Source organism: Variovorax nivicola, assembly GCF_051216475.1.
GTDB lineage: Bacteria > Pseudomonadota > Gammaproteobacteria > Burkholderiales > Burkholderiaceae_C > Variovorax.
The window spans coordinates 60900-78797 of the sequence record NZ_JBPJZK010000006.1 but is presented as its reverse complement, the minus strand read 5'-3'; the positions used below and the strand labels follow the sequence as shown (position 1 = coordinate 78797).

15 protein-coding genes are annotated in these 17898 nt (G+C 66.8%); 5 read left to right on the top strand and 10 right to left on the bottom strand.

The features are described from left to right. Positions 1–15: 15 nt before the first annotated feature. Entirely contained in the window at positions 16–969 is a 954-nt protein-coding gene (locus ACSFBF_RS24030; protein ID WP_435471386.1) for a LysR family transcriptional regulator, read from the top strand. Here ACSFBF_RS24030 and ACSFBF_RS24025 read toward each other — a convergent pair. Genes ACSFBF_RS24025 through ACSFBF_RS24010 form a run of 4 tightly spaced genes read right to left on the bottom strand, consistent with a single transcriptional unit; the run spans position 937 to position 3730 of the window. After that, positions 937–1302 (bottom strand): GFA family protein, encoded by a 366-nt coding sequence (locus ACSFBF_RS24025; RefSeq protein ID WP_435471384.1) that lies wholly within the window; start codon positions 1300–1302, stop codon positions 937–939. The genes ACSFBF_RS24030 and ACSFBF_RS24025 overlap by 33 nt on opposite strands. Continuing rightward, positions 1299–2117 carry an amino acid ABC transporter ATP-binding protein gene (locus ACSFBF_RS24020; protein WP_435471382.1) on the bottom strand — a complete coding sequence of 273 codons (819 nt, stop codon included), beginning with the start codon at positions 2115–2117 and terminating at the stop codon, positions 1299–1301. The genes ACSFBF_RS24025 and ACSFBF_RS24020 overlap by 4 nt, the downstream gene beginning before the upstream one ends. Before the next feature lies 1 nt (position 2118). Further along, positions 2119–2922, bottom strand: coding sequence for an amino acid ABC transporter permease (locus ACSFBF_RS24015; protein WP_435471380.1), 804 nt, complete (start codon positions 2920–2922; stop codon positions 2119–2121). A gap of 10 nt (positions 2923–2932) precedes the next feature. After that, the gene (locus tag ACSFBF_RS24010; RefSeq protein WP_435471378.1) at positions 2933–3730 is read right to left on the bottom strand and encodes a transporter substrate-binding domain-containing protein; all 798 of its coding nucleotides are present in this window, start codon (positions 3728–3730) and stop codon (positions 2933–2935) included. A gap of 425 nt (positions 3731–4155) precedes the next feature. Between ACSFBF_RS24010 and ACSFBF_RS24005 the strand changes: the two genes are divergently transcribed. The 4 genes from ACSFBF_RS24005 (at position 4156) to ACSFBF_RS23990 (ending at position 10861) form a co-directional block, all read left to right on the top strand. Further along, positions 4156–5298, top strand: a complete 1143-nt coding sequence (locus tag ACSFBF_RS24005) for a saccharopine dehydrogenase family protein (RefSeq protein WP_435471376.1) — start codon at positions 4156–4158, stop codon at positions 5296–5298. A gap of 106 nt (positions 5299–5404) precedes the next feature. Then, on the top strand, positions 5405–7159 hold the full coding sequence (locus ACSFBF_RS24000) for a thiamine pyrophosphate-binding protein (protein WP_435471374.1): 1755 nt from the start codon (positions 5405–5407) through the stop codon (positions 7157–7159). Between the two features lie 27 nt (positions 7160–7186). After that, entirely contained in the window at positions 7187–8446 is a 1260-nt protein-coding gene (locus ACSFBF_RS23995) for an NAD(P)/FAD-dependent oxidoreductase (RefSeq protein ID WP_435471372.1), read from the top strand. A 177-nt stretch (positions 8447–8623) separates the two neighbouring features. Continuing rightward, the gene (locus ACSFBF_RS23990) at positions 8624–10861 is read left to right on the top strand and encodes a LamG-like jellyroll fold domain-containing protein (RefSeq protein ID WP_435471370.1); all 2238 of its coding nucleotides are present in this window, start codon (positions 8624–8626) and stop codon (positions 10859–10861) included. Here ACSFBF_RS23990 and ACSFBF_RS23985 read toward each other — a convergent pair whose 3' ends face one another. The 6 genes from ACSFBF_RS23985 to ACSFBF_RS23960 all read right to left on the bottom strand — a co-directional run bounded on the left by ACSFBF_RS23985 (position 10862) and on the right by ACSFBF_RS23960 (position 17851). Further along, on the bottom strand, positions 10862–11587 hold the full coding sequence (locus ACSFBF_RS23985) for an aspartate/glutamate racemase family protein (protein WP_435471368.1): 726 nt from the start codon (positions 11585–11587) through the stop codon (positions 10862–10864). Between the two features lie 138 nt (positions 11588–11725). Continuing rightward, positions 11726–13207 (bottom strand): NAD-dependent succinate-semialdehyde dehydrogenase, encoded by a 1482-nt coding sequence (locus ACSFBF_RS23980; RefSeq protein ID WP_435471366.1) that lies wholly within the window; start codon positions 13205–13207, stop codon positions 11726–11728. 17 nt (positions 13208–13224) lie between these two features. Further along, positions 13225–14313, bottom strand: coding sequence for a tartrate dehydrogenase (locus ACSFBF_RS23975; protein ID WP_435471364.1), 1089 nt, complete (start codon positions 14311–14313; stop codon positions 13225–13227). A gap of 11 nt (positions 14314–14324) precedes the next feature. Further along, positions 14325–15962 carry an ABC transporter ATP-binding protein gene (locus ACSFBF_RS23970; RefSeq protein WP_435471362.1) on the bottom strand — a complete coding sequence of 546 codons (1638 nt, stop codon included), beginning with the start codon at positions 15960–15962 and terminating at the stop codon, positions 14325–14327. Further along, positions 15962–16879: an ABC transporter permease gene (locus ACSFBF_RS23965; RefSeq protein WP_435471360.1), complete on the bottom strand. Its 918-nt coding sequence runs from the start codon at positions 16877–16879 to the stop codon at positions 15962–15964. Before ACSFBF_RS23965 ends, ACSFBF_RS23970 begins: the two co-directional genes overlap by 1 nt. A gap of 15 nt (positions 16880–16894) precedes the next feature. Then, positions 16895–17851 carry an ABC transporter permease gene (locus tag ACSFBF_RS23960; protein WP_435471358.1) on the bottom strand — a complete coding sequence of 319 codons (957 nt, stop codon included), beginning with the start codon at positions 17849–17851 and terminating at the stop codon, positions 16895–16897. Positions 17852–17898: the final 47 nt, after the last annotated feature.

The window sequence follows — 17898 nt, the reverse complement described above, 5'->3', positions numbered from 1 at the left end:
TACGTTTTGATCATCATGTTCAGACGCGAATTTCTTCCCCCCATGGGCCAGCTGCTGGCCTTCGAGAGCGCGGCACGCCACGCCAGCATTTCGCGCGCCGCGCAGGAACTGCACCTGACCCAGAGCGCCATCTCGCGGCAGATCAAGCTGCTCGAAGAGCAGCTCGGCACGGCGCTTTTTCATCGCGTGCGGCAGCGCGTGGTGCTCACCGAGGCCGGCCGCGTGTATGCGGCAGAGCTTCGCAGCGGGCTCGATGGCGTGTCCGGCGCCACACAGCGCGTGATGACCATGGGCGGCATGGGCGAAGTGCTCAACCTCGCGGTGCTGCCAACCTTCGGCACGCGATGGCTGATTCCGCGCATGAAGCGCTTTGCCGCGCTGCACCCGGGCGTGACGGTCAACTTCGCGGCGCGCACCGAGCCCTTCGATTTCGCGCGCGAGCCCTTCGATGCCGCGATTCACTTCGGCGCCGACTTCTGGCCGGGCGCCTCCTGCGACTACCTGCTTGGGGAAAGCGTGGTTCCGGTGTGCAGTCCCGAGTTCAAGCGCCGCAGCGGCATCCACACGCGCGAAGACATTGCGGGCCAGTGCCTTCTGCATCAGTCGTCGCGTCCCATGCAGTGGTCGGAGTGGTTCGAGCAGGTCAAGGTGAGCGCGGCGCATGCAATGCGCGGCCCGCGCTTCGAGCACTTCGCCATGCTCGCGCAAGCTGCGGCCAATGGCCTCGGCATTGCGCTGGTTCCGAAGTTCCTCGTCGAGGAAGAGCTGGCCTCCGACCGGCTGATCGTGCTGTTCCGCGAAGCGCTGCTGACGCAGCGGGCCTACTACGTCGTGGTGCCGGAAGTCGCCGCAGAGAATCGCCTGGTGCGGGCGTTCCGCGACTGGCTGGTGGCCGAAGCCGCCGCATCGCGGCCGTCGTCGGGTGCATCGTCGAAGTCACGCGCCCCAGCTGCGGCCGTCGTACGTTGAGATCTCGATGGCGGGGTCCATCGTGGCGACCTCGTCCACGCAGTGCAGGTTCACGTTCACCTGCTCGGGCGCCGAGCGCGGGTGGCAGTGCGTGTGGATGCCGCAGTGCCGGCAGAAGAAGTGCGCGGCGCGCTGCGTGCCGAAGCGGTAGACCGACAGCTCTTCTTGCCCCGACCTCAAGATGAACCGGTCCGCCGTCACGCGGTGATGCAGCGCCGCCTTGCGGATGCAGTAGCTGCAGTTGCATTGAACGCCCTTGACGAGGTCCGACGAGAAATCGAACCGGACCGCGCCGCAGTGGCACTGGCCCGAGTGCCAGGGCGGCGTGCTCACGCCACGGCCGCGACGACGACGTTGCTGCTGCTGCTATTGCTCGCGGCTTCCGACGAGGCCTTGAAGCGCCCCAGGAAGGCACGCGTCGATTCCTGCTGCGGGTTGTCGATCACGATGCCCGGCGGGCCGCATTCGGCGACGACGCCGTCACGCATGAAGATCACCTGGTCGGCCACTTCGCGCGCAAAGCCGATCTCGTGCGTCACCAGGATCATCGTCATGCCTTCGCGGGCCAGGCCCTTGATGACGTTGAGCACTTCGCCGACCAGTTCCGGGTCGAGCGCGGAAGTCGCTTCGTCGAACAGCATCACCGTGGGCTTCATGGCCAGCGCGCGCGCAATCGCAACGCGCTGCTTCTGCCCACCCGAGAGCTTGTCGGGGTAGTAGTCGGCCCGGTCGAGCAGGCCGACCTTCGCCAGCAGCGCGCGCGCCTCGGCCTCGGCCTGCGCCTTGGGCGTCTTCAGCACGGTGACCGGTCCTTCCATCACGTTGCGCAGCGCGGTCATGTGAGGGAAGAGGTTGAAGTGCTGGAACACCATGCCGGTCGAGGCCCGGAAGCGCGCCAGGCTGCGCTCGCTGGGCAGCGTGGTGCGCGCGCCGTCGAACTCGATGGTCTGCTCGCCGACCGTGATGCGCCCGGCATTCGGAATCGACAGCAGGTTGATGCACCGCAGCAGCGTCGACTTGCCGGAGCCCGAGGGCCCGATCATCGCGACCACCTGGCCGCGTTCGATCTGCAGCGAGATGTCCTTCAGGACGACGTTCTGCCCGAAGGCTTTCTTCAGGTTGGCGATTTCGATCAGGGGGCGGGCCATGTCAAACCTCTTTCGGGCCGGAGCCGAATTCCATGCGCTTGGCCCAGATCGTGATGGGCAGCAGAACCGCGAAGTAGGCGATGGCGATGAAGGTGTAGAGCTCCAGCGGCCGGTAGGTGTCGTGGGCGATGACCTGGCCCTGATACAGCAGGTCAGGAACGGCCAGCACCGACAGCAGCGAAGTGTTCTTCAGCTGCATGATCGACTGGTTCATCAGCGGCGGCACCATCTTCTTGAAGGCCTGCGGAAGGATCACGCGGCGCAGCAGCTGCAGCCGCGTCATGCCGAGCGCCTTGGCGGCTTCGGTCTGGCCAGCGTCGATCGAGATGATCCCGCCGCGCACGATCTCCGAATAGAAGGCCCCGCCGTACAGCGACAGGCACAGCGTGGCGGCCACGACCGCCGACATCTCGAGCCCGGTCAGCACCGGCAGCGCGTAGTAGAACCACACGAGCTGCACCAGCACCGGCGTGCAGCGGAAGACTTCGATGTAGGCGCGCAGCGGCGCGGTGATGAGCGGGTTGCTCGACAGCCGGCCCAGGCCCGTCGCCAGGCCGACGAGCAGCCCCAGCACCACGCAGATCACCGTAAAGAGCAGGGTGTAGAGCAGGCCCGACACCAGCAGGCTGCGGTATTTCCAGAGCACGCCGAAGTCCCAGTCGTAGCCGCCTGCACCGCCTCCCAGGGCACCGCCCGAGAAGTGCCGCAGGGCGGCCCAGGCGCCCGCGAGGGCCAGGACGATCAGCAGGGCGGTGCCGAGCTGGGAGCGGCTCTTCGGCTCGCTCGAAGATTCCACGCTGTCCATCGGGGCGTCCTCAGAACTTGATTTCGGGCGGGAAGGCACTGGCGGGCACGCCCGCGAGTTTCTCCATGTTCTTCAGGATGATGCTGCGGACTTCGCCCTTCGCGCGGACATCGGTCAGCCAGGTGTTGACGGCCTTCTGCATGCCGGTGTCGGTCTCTTTGCGCAGGCCGATGCTCACCGGGGCGGTGTAGACCGGCTGCGGGATGTACATGGTGCCGATGGAGCCGCGCTTGGCGAGCAGCGGCTGGGCCAGCAGGATCACGAGCACCTGGCAATCGGAGCGGCCGGCCTGCAGCGACATCGTGGCGGCGCCCGAGTTTTCCAGGCGCGAGACATCGGCCTTGGGCAGCACGCGCGTGGCGAGCTGGTCATGGCTGGAGCCGACGTCCACCACGATCTTCATGTCGGGCGAGTTCAGCTGCTCCCAGGTCTTCTGCGGCACGCCCTTCTTGCACACCACCGTGTAGGTGTTGTCGAAGAGCGTGTCGGAGAAGCCCACCACTTCCTTGCGGGCCGGCGTGGGGGCCATGCCGAACATCGCGTCGATCTTGTTGGACTGCAGGTCGAGCACCGCGTTGCCCCAGGTGGTCTCGACGTACTCGACCTTGGCGCCGAGCTTCTGCCCCAGGCTCTCCGCGAAGTCGGGGCCGAAGCCTTCCCACTTGCCGGTGGTGATGTCCTTGGCGAAATATGGAATGGCGCCTGCGACGGCACCGACGCGCAATACCTTGGTGCGTTGCACGCGGGCCAGCGAGCTTTCGGCGGATTCCTGGGCGAAGGTCGAGCCCAGCGCGCAGACGGTTGTCACAGCCACTAGGGCACGGAAAAGGATTCGTTTGGTAAGCACGTTCACTCCAAGCAAGAAGCTCGCCACAAAAAGAAAAGGAAAGTATCGCTTTCCAGCCCGGGTCCAAGTCTAGAAGTCCGGACTGTCACAATCAACGCGGCACATCGTCAGGACGACGGAATTCTCTCGTCATACCGTCGGCGTCTTCGGCGAAATGCAGCCCGGCGCGTCGTTTCGCCGGTTTCGGCAGGGCATGCGGCGTTTCGTTGCGCGCAGCGACTTCAGACCCGAAAGTCATTACCACCCCTGCGACAGTTCAAGCTGACGAACAGCGTCGTCGTATCGACGAAGCGTGCAGCCCTTTCGCCGATCTGCTCTCTACCAACTGCCAAGACTCACTTTTACAGTTCTTTTACAGGGCGACGGTGCCCCGCAGGAGAAACGAAATGACCAAAGTGAAGATCGAGAAAGTTCTGGTTCTGGGTGCCGGCAAGGTCGGCAGCACCGTGGCCGACATGATTGCGGAATACCACCGCCTGCCCGTGACGCTGGCCGACGTGAGGCCGGGCCGCGGCGACGAAAACGACCCGCTGGTGCGGCGCATCGCGCTCGATGTGGAAAGCACCGAAGACCTGCGCACCACGCTGCGCGCGCACTCGGTGGTGATCAACTGCCTGCCGTTCTTCCTCGCGCAGCGCGTGGCCACCGAAGCCGCCGCATGCGGCGTGCATTACTTCGATCTCACCGAGGACGTGGCGGCAACCAAGGCCATCCGCGAGATCTCGAAGACGGCGACCTCGGTCCTCATGCCGCAGAGCGGCCTGGCGCCCGGCGTGATCGGCATGCTCGGCGGCTACCTCGCCAGCCGCTTCGACGAGCTCTACGACCTGCGCCTGCGCGTAGGCGCGCTCACGCGCAATGCCACCAACAGTCTGCGCTACAACTTCACATGGAGCATCGACGGCGTCATCAACGAGTACTGCAACCCGTGCGACGCCATCGTGAACGGCCAGCTGGTGTCGGTGCAGCCGATGGAAGGGCACGAGACCTTCACGCTCGATGCCGAAGCCTTCGAGGCCTTCAACACCTCCGGCGGCCTGGGCACGCTGTGCGAGACCCTCGAAGGCAAGGTCCGCAACCTCGACTACAAGACCATCCGCTACCCCGGCCATCGCGACGCGATGAACTTCCTGCTGCACGACCTGCGCCTGATCGAGCGCCGCGACCTGCTGCGCCAGGTGCTCGAGCACGCCGTGCCGCACAGCCGCGAAGACGTGGTGATCCTGTTTGCATCGGCCTCGGGCATGCGCGACGGCCGCTTCGAGCAGGAGACGCGCGTCGGGCGTGTGTTCGGAGCGCCGCTGCGCGGCAAGGACCGCACCGCCATCGAGCTGACCACGGCCGCCGGCGTCGTCGGCGTGTTCGAGCTGCTGCGGCAAGGCCAGCTCCCCGCGCAAGGCTTCGTCGGGCAGGAGCAGGCGCCGCTCGGGCAGTTCCTCGCCACCAAGGTCGGCCATTACTACCAGGGCCTGGGCGTGGCGTCGTTCGCGCCCGCGCCAAGGCCCAAGGGCGAGCCAGCGCACGCCTGATCGATCCATCCGCCTGATCCGTTCGCCTTCGCGGCGCCGGCACCCGGCATGGGGCCGGCGGCCGCCCCTGTCTCTTCATTCATCCTTCCTGAAACTGGAGCTACCCATGCGTGGTGCAGATGTGCTCGTGCAAATGTTGATCAACTACGGCGTCGACGTTCTCTTCGGCGTGCCCGGGGACACCAACGTCCCGTTCTACGAGGCGCTGCAGCGCCGCATAGGCGACATCGAGCACGTGATGGCGCGCGACGAGCGCTCCGCGGGCTACATGGCCGACGCCTATGCGCGCCTCACCGACAAACCCGGCATCTTCGAATGCCCGTCGGGCGCCGGCGCCATGTACTCGCTGCCGCCGGTTGCCGAATCGAACGCGTCCTCGGTGCCGGTCATCCTGCTGACCATCGACCTCCCGCTGCCCGGCGAAGGCCGCGGCATGATCACCGAGCTCGATTGCGCGAAGCTGTTCGAGCCCGTCACGAAGATGTCGGTGCAGGTCAAGTCGGCGGACAAGCTGCCCGAAATCATCCGGCGTGCCTTTCGCGTTGCCTGCTCCGGCACGCCCGGCGCCGTGCACCTGCAGATCCCGGAAGACATGCTGCTCGCCGAGATCGACCCTGCCACGATCTCGCTGCATGCCGAGCCCGAGTGCAAGACCTTCCCCGCATTTCCGATGGCGCCCGCGCCCGGCAAGCTCGATGCGCTGTTCGCCCTGCTCAAGAGCGCGCGCAAGCCGCTGTTCGTGGCAGGCGGCGGCGTGAACCGCTCTTGCGCCGGCAGCGTGCTGACCGATGTCGCGGTGCGGCTGAACATTCCGGTCGTCAACACCATCACCGGCCAGGGCGCCTTGCCGGACGAGCATCAGCTGGCCATCGGCGTGATCGGCGACAACGGCTTTCATCCGCATGCCAACCGCGCGCTCGAAGAGTCCGACCTCGTCGTCTTCGTCGGCTCGCGCATGGGCTCCGTGGTCACCGTGGGGTGGACCTTTCCGAAGACCACGCTGAACAAGCGCGTCGTCCAGATCGACATCGACCCCGAGCGCCTGGCCAACAACTACGAGAACCTGCTGTCGATTGCCGGCGACGCGCAACTCGTGCTGCGGCAGATGCTGACAGAAGCACCCGTGGACTTCGACACCTCGAAGCACCAGGACTGGGTCGACCACCTCAACGCGTACCGTTCTAACTTCTGGTCGCATGCCGAGTCGGTGCTGTCGCTTAACGACGTGCCGCTGCGGCCCGAGCGCGTGGTGCGCGAGTTCAACCGTCGCCTCGAAGAGCACGGCAAGGCCGTGCACATCCTCTCGGATGCCGGCACGCCGACGCCCTACATGACGCGCTTCCTGCGCATCGGCGACCGCCGCACCCGCTTCGTGATTCCCCGCGCCTTCGGCGGGCTCGGTTCGGCCATTCCCGCGGTGGTAGGCGCTTGGTATGCGGACAAGAGCCGCCGCCCCATCGGCATGTTCGGCGACGGCTCATTCAACATGACCGTCGGCGAACTCGAGACGCTGGTGCGCAAGAAGATCCCAGCGCTGCTGATGCTGTTCAACAACGGCTGCTTCGGTTGGATCAAGGGCCTGCACCGCCTCAAGGGCCACGACGAATGCTTCGGCGTCGACTTCCTGCCGCCACGCGGCCAGGCCATTGCGGAAGCCTTCGACCTCAAGGCATGGACGGTCGAGACGCCCGAGCAGTTGGTTGCGGCACTGGACGAAGCCTTCGACTACGACGGTCCCTGCCTCATGGACATTCGCGTCGAATCGCTGGCCGACCGCGTGCCGCCGGTGTATTCGTGGCTCGCCAGGAAGGAGCTCGATCCGCTGGCGCTGCAGCCCGAGGACGTTGCGTACCTGGCCTAGCGTTTGCCGGCAACGAGAATCGAGGGGATGAAGAAGAACACTGTTGCCATTCTGGGCGCCGGCATCGTCGGCGTGTCGTGCGCCCTGGAACTCCAACGCAGAGGGCATGAGGTCACGCTCTTCGACCGCACGGCACCGGGCCGCGAGACCTCGTACGGCAACGCCGGCGTGATCGCGCGCAGCTCGCTGATGCCGTTCAACCATCCCGGGCTGTGGTCGGTGCTGCCGAGGCTGTTGAAGAACACCGCGGCGAGCTTTCGCTATGACCCCGTGTTCCTCGCAAAGAACCTCGCGTGGGCCGTGCGCTTTCTCGCCAGTGCGCGTGCCAGCGTGTTCCAGGAGACCACCGCCGCGCTGGACGCGTTGATCCGGCTCTCGATGGCGGAGCACCGGCGCCTGCTTGTCGAGGCGGGCGCGGCGCATCGGCTGCGCACCAACGGGTGGCTGTTTCTCTATCGCAGCGAAGAGGGCTTTGCTGGCAGCCGTCTTTCACGCGAGACCTTCGAGCGCTTCGGCGTTGCAACGCAGGTGCTGAATGCGAAGGAGCTCTCGGACCTCGAGCCTCATCTGAAGCCTCTCTTTCCGCGCACGTTGTGGATCAAGGACACCGATTCGGTGGACAGCCCCGGCCAGGTCGTGGAGGCGTACGCCAGGCTCTTCGTCGCGCGCGGAGGGCAGATCAGGCAGGCGGCTGTCGGCGGAGTCGGCCGCTCCGGTGCAGGCGATACCTGGCAGCTGCGCGAGGAGAGCGGTGCGGTGCACGAGGCGTCGCAGGTCGTGCTCGCGCTGGGGCCATGGACCCGGGAGTTCGTGGAGAAGTCGCTCGGCATCTCCGTGCCGATGGCGTTCGAACGCGGCTATCACATGCACTACAGCGCAGTGGGCAACGCCTCGCTCGGACGGCCCGTGTACGACACCGGCGGCGCCTATGTGCTGTCGCCCATGGAGCAGGGCCTTCGCCTGTCCACTGGTGTGCAACTCGCGCGGCTCGATGCGCCGAAGAACCTCGCTCAGCTCGACCTTGCAGAGCGCGCGGCACGCGAAGCGTTTCCGCTGGAGAGCCGTCTCGAACCGGAGGCCTGGCTGGGAAGCCGGCCCACGCTGCCGGACAGCCGGCCGATCGTCGGCGAATGCCCCCGGCATCCCGGCCTCTGGCTCGCGTTCGGCCATCAGCACATCGGCTTCAGCACCGGTCCGGGAACGGCCCGCATGCTGGCGTCGCTGATGCACGGTGAGCCTTGCGACATCGATCCGCTCCCGTTCGCGCCCGGCCGCTTTCTTCGATAGCCGACATTTCTGGCGCTGTCGCAAGCCGCCTGTGACAGCAATGTCATGGGATTGCACGATTCGCCAACGCAATCCACGCTCAATGCATTCATCCGTGCTACCAATGGCACACGGTTGCGCGGCGCAGAGCGAATGGCATGCATGTTGCTGAATCAAATTTTTACAAAAATTTGGCAGATGGCACATTCGTTGGACGACAAGAACGGCTTCTCCCTGGACCGCCGCGTATTTTTTCTGGGCACGGCAAGCGCCCTTGCATTGGGAACGACGGCTTGCGGTGGCGGAGGCGGTGGTTTCTCGATGGCGGCGGGCACTGGTGCTTCGGGCGCTGGGCAGCAGACAACCGCGGCATCGACCGATGCAGTAGTCGATACCAATGTCGTTGTCCCTGAATCGACAACCCCGTCCGTCGAAGCACGCAAGTTCGCCCACCCCGGCTTGCTCCACACCGAAGCCGACTTCGAACGCATGCGCCAGAAGGTCAAGGACCAGGCGCAGCCCTGGCTCAGCGGCTGGAACGCACTGACTTCCAATGGCCGTTCTCAATTGGGCGCCACGCCCCGCCCGCTGGCGACGGTGATCCGCGGTGGCGACGGCCAGAACTTCGCGCAGATGTACATCGACATCGCACGCGCCTATCAACTGGCGCTGCGCTGGAAGGTCTCGCAGGACAAGCGCTACGCCGACCTGGCTGTGGTCTTCCTGAATGAATGGTCGTCCACGCTGACCATGCTCACAGGCAATGCGGACCGCTTCCTGGCGGCGGGCATCTACGGCTACCAGTTCGCCAATGCGGCCGAGATCATGCGCACCTACGAGGGCTGGGCCGCCACCGATTTCGCGCGCTTCCAGAACATGATGCTCACCGTGTTCTATCCGCTGAACCACAGCTTCCTGATCAACCACAACGGCTCCGAGATCACCAACTACTGGGCCAACTGGGACCAGTGCACCCTGGCGGCGATGCTGGCCATCGGCGTCTTGTGCGACCGGCAGGACATCTACGACGAGGCGATGAGCTACTACAAGACCGGGCAGGGCAACGGGGCCGGCCTGCAGGCGGTCTACCAGGTGCATCCGGGCTATCTCGGCCAGTGGCAGGAGAGCGGCCGCGACCAGGGCCACTGCACCCTCGGCATCGGCCTCGCTGGCGCGTTCCACGAGATGGCGTGGAACCAGGGCGACGACACGTACGGCTACGAGAACAACCGCTTTCTCGCCGGCGCCGAGTACGTCGCCAAGTCCAACCTGACCGACAGCAGCACTGGTGACTTCTACACCGTGCCCTTCTTCACCAACATCAACAAGCAGGGCACGCAGTCGGTGTTGTCGACTGCCGGCCAGGGGCACCGGCGCGGCATCTGGGAAAGCGTCTACAACCACTATGCGAATCGCCTGGGCGTCGCTGCGCCCTATGCCTCGCTGCAGGCCATCCAGATGCGTCCGGAGTCGGACGGCGGCAATGGCGACCAACTGGGTTTCGGAACCCTGACATTCACGCGTGATCCGCTCGCGGCACAGGGAAAGCCGAGCGGGCTCACTGCGCGTGCGCGCGGCACGCAGGTGGTGCTGTCATGGTGGGGCTGCCCTGATGCGCAGAGCTATGCCGTCAAGCGCGCGAGCACCGCGGGCGGGCCGTACACCACCATCGCCCCCGCCATCACAGACACGCTCACGTTCACGGACACCAGCGTCAGCGCCGGAGATGTCTGGTACTACGTGGTCGTCGCAGCGACCGCGTCGGGCGAGAGCGCCGCCTCCAACGAAGAGCGGGCGGCGATCAAGGCCGAGCTGCTGATGCAGCTCAAGTTCGACGAAACGAGCGGCACTTCGGTGGCCGACGCGACCGGCCGGTTTGCCGCCAGCGAACTGCAAGGCGGCGCGGCCCTGGTTGCCGGACGCACAGGCAATGCGGTCGTCCTCGGCGGCACGGGCGGCGGCCATGTCGTCCTGCCCGCAGGCGTGGCGAAGGACCTTGCCGATTTCAGCATCACCGCCTGGCTGTACATCGACAGCCTCTCGACCTGGTCGCGGGTCTTCGACTTCGGCTCGGGCGAGCGCCGCTACATGATGCTGACCACCCGCAGCGGCACCGGTATGCCGCGTTTCGCGATCTCCACCGTCCACGGCTACAACGAGCAGGTGATCGACGGTTCCGCGGCACTGCCGACCGGCCGTTGGGTGCACGTTGCGGTAACCGTGTCCGGCGCGCTCGGCACCTTGTACGTGGACGGCATCGAGGCCGGCTCCAACGCGCAGATGAGCCTGGGGCCCTTCGATCTCGGCGCGACGACGCAGAACTGGCTGGGCCGCTCGCAGTTCTCCAGCGATCCGTATCTGCAGGGGCGCATCGACGACTTCCGCATCTACAGCGGCGCGCTGGGCAGCGCGGAAGTGGCGTCGCTCGCTCAGTAGCTACAGATACTTGCGCGGGTTCGACGCGAGGAAGAAGGTGTTGATCAGCGTGTTGATGTCGAACACCGGCAATCCGGATTCGGCGGCAACGAAGGAGCTGAAGGGGCACATGTTCGTGCACTCGAACAGGATGGCCCCGGGGTTCGGGCAGGTCTGCATGAACTCCCTGGTCATCCCGAGCATCTCTTCCTTGAGTACATCCGTGTCCAGCTCGAGACGGCCACCGATGTAGGTGGCGGGAAACACCGCATCCGGCTTCATGCCCTGGATCTGCACCGGGATCTTCTCCGTCGACCAGCCGACGCCCTTGAAGTGGTCGTCGTTGAGATGATGGGCCCGCTCGGTGAACACGCCGATGATCTTTCCCGGTGGCAGCAGTGCGTGGATCAACGGTGCCTGCAGCAGGCTGGATACGAAGACCGGAATGTTCACGGCTGCGGCAAGCTGCTTCTGGAACGGCGCGAGGAACCCGCAGCTCGTGGTGATGGCCCGCACGCCTTCGGCTTCGAGTTCACGCGCCGCTTCGATGAACGGCGCGAGGAGGTCCGCCGCAGGCTGGTCGCCCATGATCTTGCTCTGCACCGCGCCCTTGACCGTCTTGTAGCGCACCGGAAAGTCGTACGAAAGCGCATTGCCGATGTCGCCAGGGGGCCGGGGAAATGTCGTGTCGAGCATCAGCACGCCAATCTGTTGCCCGTAGTTGGTGAATCCGCCTTTGAGTTTCATGACTTCCTTTTCAGTGCTGCTGCCGAGTCTAGGAAGTGTGTGCGACGGACGGAAGCGGCGAGATCGTCGAGAGAAGAACGGAAACCGTCATTCCGACGACCCGGGCCGTCCATTCCGCCGCACCTCAGGCCGGCGCCGTCACAGCCCGCCCTGGCAGACGTACTTGATGTGCATGTAGTCCTCCAGGCCATGCACCGAGCCTTCGCGGCCGTAGCCCGATTCCTTTACGCCGCCGAAGGGCGCGGCCTCGGCCGCCAGCGCGCCTTCGTTGATGCCGACGATGCCCGACTCCAGCGCGTCGGCCACGCGCCAGATGCGGCGCACGTCGGTCGAATAGAAGTACGCCGCGAGCCCGAAGGGCGTGTCGTTGGCGGCGGCTATCACTTCGGCCTCGGTCTCGAAGCGCGTGACCGGCACCACGGGGCCGAAGGTTTCCTCGCAGCTGCATTCCATCGTCGAGTCGGCATTCACCAGCACGGTGGGCGCGTAGTAGTTGGGGCCGTCGCAGCGCGCATTGCGCAGCCGCTCGCCGCCGACGACGATGCGCGCGCCCCTGGAAACCGCATCGCGCACATGGCGCTCGATCTTGTCGACCGCGCGCGCATTGATCATCGGGCCGATCTGCGAGTCTGGCTCGGTGGCGGGCCCCACGCGCAGCGCACCGACCCGTGCGGCCAGCTTGTCGACGAACGCGTCGTGCACCCGGGTCTGCACGAACACGCGGTTCGGGCACACGCAGGTCTGGCCGCCGTTGCGGAACTTGGCGGCCATCAGGCCTTCCACCGCGGCGTCGATGTCGGCGTCGTCGAACACGATGAAGGGCGCATTGCCGCCGAGTTCGAGCGAGAGCTTCTTCAGCGTGTCAGCCGAAGCCCGCGCCAGGTGCTTGCCCACGGGCGTGGAACCGGTGAAGCTGATCTTGCGCACGCGCGCGTCGGCCAGCCACACGTCCACCACTCCGGGCGTGCGTTCGCGCGATGCGGTCACGATGTTGAGCACGCCGGGCGGCACGCCCGCTTCCTGCGCCAGCTTCACGAGTGCCAGCGAGGTCAGCGGCGTGTCTTCGGCCGGCTTGCACACCACTGTGCAGCCGGCAGCGAGGGCCGGTGCGATCTTGCGCGCGATCATCGCGGCGGGAAAATTCCACGGCGTGATCGCCGCGACCACGCCCACAGGTTCTCTCAGCGCAAGCATGCGGCGGCCCGTTACTGGCGCGGGAATCACTTCGCCGTTGGCGCGCGTGGCCTCTTCGGCGAACCACTCGACATAGCTGGCCGCATAGGCGATCTCTCCGACGCCCTCGGCCAGCGGCTTGCCCTGTTCGCGCGAGATCAGTTTGCCCAGGTCTTGTTGATGCGCCAGCATCAGGTCGTTCCAGCGCTTGAGAATCTGCGCGCGCTGCTTGGCCGGCACTGCGCGCCATGCGGGGAAGGCCGCGTGCGCGGCATCGACGGCCGCGCGTGCGTCGGCGGCCGTGCCGTCGGGCACGCTGGCAAAGACAGCGTCGGTCGCTGGGTCCGTCACATCGAGGCGGCGGGCGTCGCCGGCCTCGCGCCATTCGCCACCGATGAGTTGGCGGCCGGGCATCAGGTCTTTGTGTTCGAGTTCGAGTGTTGTCATGGTCGAAAGGTATTTCTTCAGGCAGAGGCAACGCGCTCGGCGATCGCGATGCCCACTTCGGTAGTGCTGGCCGTGCCGCCGAGATCGCGCGTGCGCGGCCCGTCGCGCAGCACTGCTTCGATGGCGGCCAGGATCGCGTCGTGCGCCGCACGCCCCGCGCCTTGCCCCTGCGTGAGGAAGTCCAGCATCAGCGCGCCGGACCAGATCATCGCGATCGGGTTGGCGATGTTCTGGCCGTAGATGTCGGGCGCCGAGCCATGCACCGGCTCGAACAGCGACGGAAACTTGCGCTCGGGGTTCAGGTTGGCCGACGGCGCGAGGCCGATGGTGCCGGTGGTCGCGGGCCCGAGGTCGGAGAGGATGTCGCCGAACAGGTTGCTCGCCACCACCACGTCGAAGCGCGTGGGCTGCAGCACGAAGCGCGCCGACAGGATGTCGATGTGCTGCTTGTCGACCGTCACGTCAGGAAAGTCGAGGCCCACCGCGTCGGCGCGTCCGTCCCACCAGGGCATGCTGATCGCGATGCCGTTGCTCTTGGTGGCCACGGTCAGGTGCTTGCGCTTGCGCGCACGCGCGGTCTCGTAGGCGTACCTCAGCACGCGGTCGGCGCCGTGGCGCGAGAAGACCGATTCCTGGATCACGATCTCGCGCTCGGTGCCTTCGTACATCACGCCGCCGAGCGAGGTGTATTCGCCCTCGGTGTTCTCGCGCACCACGAGGTAGTCGATGTCGCCGGGCTTGCGGCCGGCCAGCGGGCAGGGCACGCCCTCGAACAGGCGCACCGGGCGCAGGTTGATGTACTGGTCGAACTCGCGGCGGAACTTCAGCAGCGATCCCCAGAGCGACACGTGGTCGGGCACGGTCGCGGGCCAGCCGACGGCACCGAAGTACAGCGCGTCGACGCCCTTGAGTTGTTCCTTCCAGTCGTCCGGCATCATCTGGCCGTGCGCGGCGTAGTAGTCGGCGCTGGCCCAGTCGATGGTGCGGCAGTCGAGCTCGAAGCCGAAGCGCGCCGCGGCGGCCTGCACCACGCGCAGGCCCTCGGGCATCACTTCCTTGCCGATGCCGTCGCCGGCGATCAGCGCGATGCGGAAGGTCGGTGTCATTTCTGTCTTTCTCATGATGCAAGCGCGGCGTTGCGATCCGCGCGGTCCATCTCGTCGAGCCAGCCCTGGCGCAATTCGGGAACCGAGCGCGCCAGCAGCTCGTAGTAGGGGTGGTGCGGGCCACGGTCGTAGTCGGCGCGCGCTACCTGCGCGAGCTTGCGGCCGTGCTGCATCACGACGATTTCGTCGCACACCGCGCGCACGGTGTGCAAGTCGTGGCTGATGAAGAGGTACGACACGCCCAGCTCGCGCCGCAGCTCCGCCATCAGGTCCAGCACCGCTGCGCCAACCACCGTGTCGAGCGCGGAGGTCACTTCGTCGCACAGGATCAGGTCGGGGTCGGCCGCGAGAGCGCGTGCCAGGTTCACGCGCTGCTTCTGTCCACCCGAGAGGCCACCCGGCAGGCGTCCGGCCACGGTCTGGGGCAGCTTCACCAGATCGAGCAGCTCACGGATGCGCCGCTGCAGCGGCTCGCCGCGCAGGCCCTTGTAGAACTCCAGCGGCCGCGCCAGGATGCGCTCGATGGTCTGCGACGGGTTCAGCGCCGTGTCGGCCATCTGGAACACGATCTGGATGCGGCGCAGCTCGTCGCGCTCGCGCTGCTGCAGCGTGGGCTTCAGTTCGCGGCCGTGGAACAGCACGCTGCCGTGGCTGGGCTTCAGCAGGCCAGCCACCGCGCGCGCCAGCGTGGTCTTGCCCGAGCCCGATTCACCGATCACGCCGATCGCCTGGCCGCGATAGAGCTTCAGGTCGATGTCCTGCAGGATCGGCTTGGCCGGGCGTCCCTGCGCATCCACCGGGCCGTAGCCGGCCGAGAGCTGGCGCACTTCGAGCAGCAGTTCCCGGCCGTCGTCGGTGGCCCCGGCTGAAGCACGCGGCACGGGCCGCGCGGCGGCCAGCAGGCTCTTCGTGTATTCGTCGGCCGGCGCGGCGAGGATCTGCCCGGTCGCGTTCAGCTCGCGCATGCGGCCGTTGCGCAGCACCAGGATGTGGTCGGCCATCTGCGCCACCACCGCCAGGTCGTGGCTCACGTACACCGCGGTGGCGCGGCGTTCGCGCACCACGCGGCGGAAGGCGCGCAGCACTTCGATCTGCGTGGTCACGTCGAGCGCGGTGGTCGGCTCGTCGAGGATCACGAGGTCGGGGTCGCCGATCAGCGCCATCGCCGCCATCAGCCGCTGCAGCTGGCCGCCCGACACCTGGTGCGGATAGCGCGCGCCGATGCTTTCCGGATCGGGCAGCGCCAGCTCGCGGAACAGCTGCACTGCCTTTGCCTCCGCCTCGGCCCGCTTGCACAGGCTGTGGATCGCGGTCGGCTCGACCACCTGGTCCATGATCGTGCGCGAAGGGTTGAAGGAGGCCGCCGCGCTCTGCGCGATGTAGGCGACGGTGCGCCCTCGCAGCGCGCGCTGCGCACGGGCATCGAGCGCGAGCACGTCGGTGTCGCCGATCTGCACCCTGCCCGCCGAGATGCGGCAGCCGTGGCGCGCATAGCCCATCAGCGCCAGCGCGGTGGTGGTCTTGCCAGAGCCCGACTCGCCGATCAGCGCCAGCACTTCGCCGGGTTGCACGGAGAAGCTCAGGTTGTCGACCAGTGTGCTCGCGCCGGCGCAGATGCTCAGGCCCTGGACAGTGAGTGGTGCTCCCATCAGCGTGTTCCTCTTTCTCGCGCGGCGCCGCCGGGCAGGTTGTCGATGACGAGGTTGACCGCGATGGTCAGGCTCGCAATGGCCAGCGCCGGCACGATCACCGAAGCACCGCCCATGGCCAGCGCGCCGATGTTCTCGCGCACCAGAGATCCCCAGTCGGCGGCCGGCGGCTGGATGCCAAGGCCGAGGAAGCTCAGGCTCGCCAGCAGCAGCACGGTGTAGACGAAGCGCAAGCCCAGGTCGGCCAGCATCGGGCCGACGATGTTGGGCAGGATCTCGCGCAGCATGATGTAGAGCGTGCCTTCGCCGCGCGTGCGCGCCACGGTCACGTAGTCGAGCGCATTGATGTTCACGGCCAGCGAGCGCGCGATGCGGTAGGCGCCCGGCACGTAGATGATGGCCGCGGTAACCACCAGCATCGGCACCGAGGAGCCGAAGCCCGCCACCATGATGAGCGCGAACATCTTGCTCGGGATTGCCGTGAGGGTGTCGAGGCAGCGGCTGAGCGTTGCGTCGATCCAGCGGCCGCTGGCTGCCGCCAGCAGTGCCAGCACGGTGCCGGTGCCGCTGGCCACGAGCGTGGCGAGCAGCGCGACGCCGACCGTGTAGCGCGCTCCTTCGATCACGCGCGCCAGCATGTCGCGGCCGAGGTAGTCGGTGCCGAGCCAATGCGCCGCGCCGATCGGCATGAAGACGTTCGAGGTGCCCGTGGTGTCCGTGCCGAACGAGAGCAGCCAGGGGCCGAAGACCGCCGCGAGCATCCAGAAGAGCAGCACCGCGAGGCCGAGCAGGCCGGATACGCCGAAGCCCGCGAGCCAGTGCAGCCGGCCGCGCTTCGGCTCGGGCGGAGGCGCGACGGCAATGGAGGCCGTGGCGTTCACGGCCGGAGAAGAGGAGGGGGAAGTGGACGGTTCCATGCTTGCTGCCTCTTCTCAGCGGTGCCGCAGCCGCGGGTTGGCGACGATGCCGCAGATGTCGGCGGCCGTCACCAAGATCAGGTAGGCGCAGCAGAAGATCATGGCGCAGGTCTGCACCAGCGGCATGTCGCGCTGCGAGACGCCGTCGACCATCAGCTTGGCGATGCCCGGGTAGTTGAAGATGGTCTCCACGATGATCACGCCGCCGAGCAGGTACGACAGGCTGAGCGCCACCGCATTGGCGATCGGGCCCACCGCGTTGGGCAGCGCATGCGCCAGCACCATGCGCATCGGCGAGGCGCCCTTGAGCCGCACCATCTCGATGTAGGGCGCTTCGAGCTGGTCGATGACGGCGGCGCGCGTCATGCGCATCATCTGCGCGACGATCACGCAGCACAGCACCAGCACCGGCATCGCGAAGGCCTGCAGCATCTGGCCCAGCGAATCGATGTCGCTGACGAAGGAAAGCGCCGGCAGCCAGCGCAGCTTGACCGCGAACACCAGCACCGCCAGCGTCGCCACCAGAAACTCAGGCACCGACACCACCGCCACTGCCGAGGTCGAGGCCACGCGATCGAACCACGAGCCGCGCCACACCGCCGAGGCGATGCCCAGCGCAAGCGCGATCGGCACCGAGAACAGGGCCGTGACAGCGGCCAGCAGCAGCGAGTTGGGCAGGCGGCTGGCAACCAGCTCCGACACCGGCATCTGCGTCGTGGCCGAGCGACCGAGATCGCCCTTCGCGATGCCCAGCAGCCACTGCGCATAGCGCTTGGGCGCGGGCACGTCCAGGCCCATCTGCGTGCGCAGCGCGGCCAGCGCCTCCGGCGTGGCGTCCTGGCCGAGCTGCTCCTGGGCCGCGTCGCCGGGCAGCACCGCGGTGATCGAGAACACGATCACCGACACCGCCAGCAGCGACAGCAGCGCCAGCGCAATGCGCTGGCCGAGCAGCTTGAGGATCTGTCGATTCATATCAGCGAATCCATTTGCTCGCCACGCACTCCCATCGCCCATCGAAG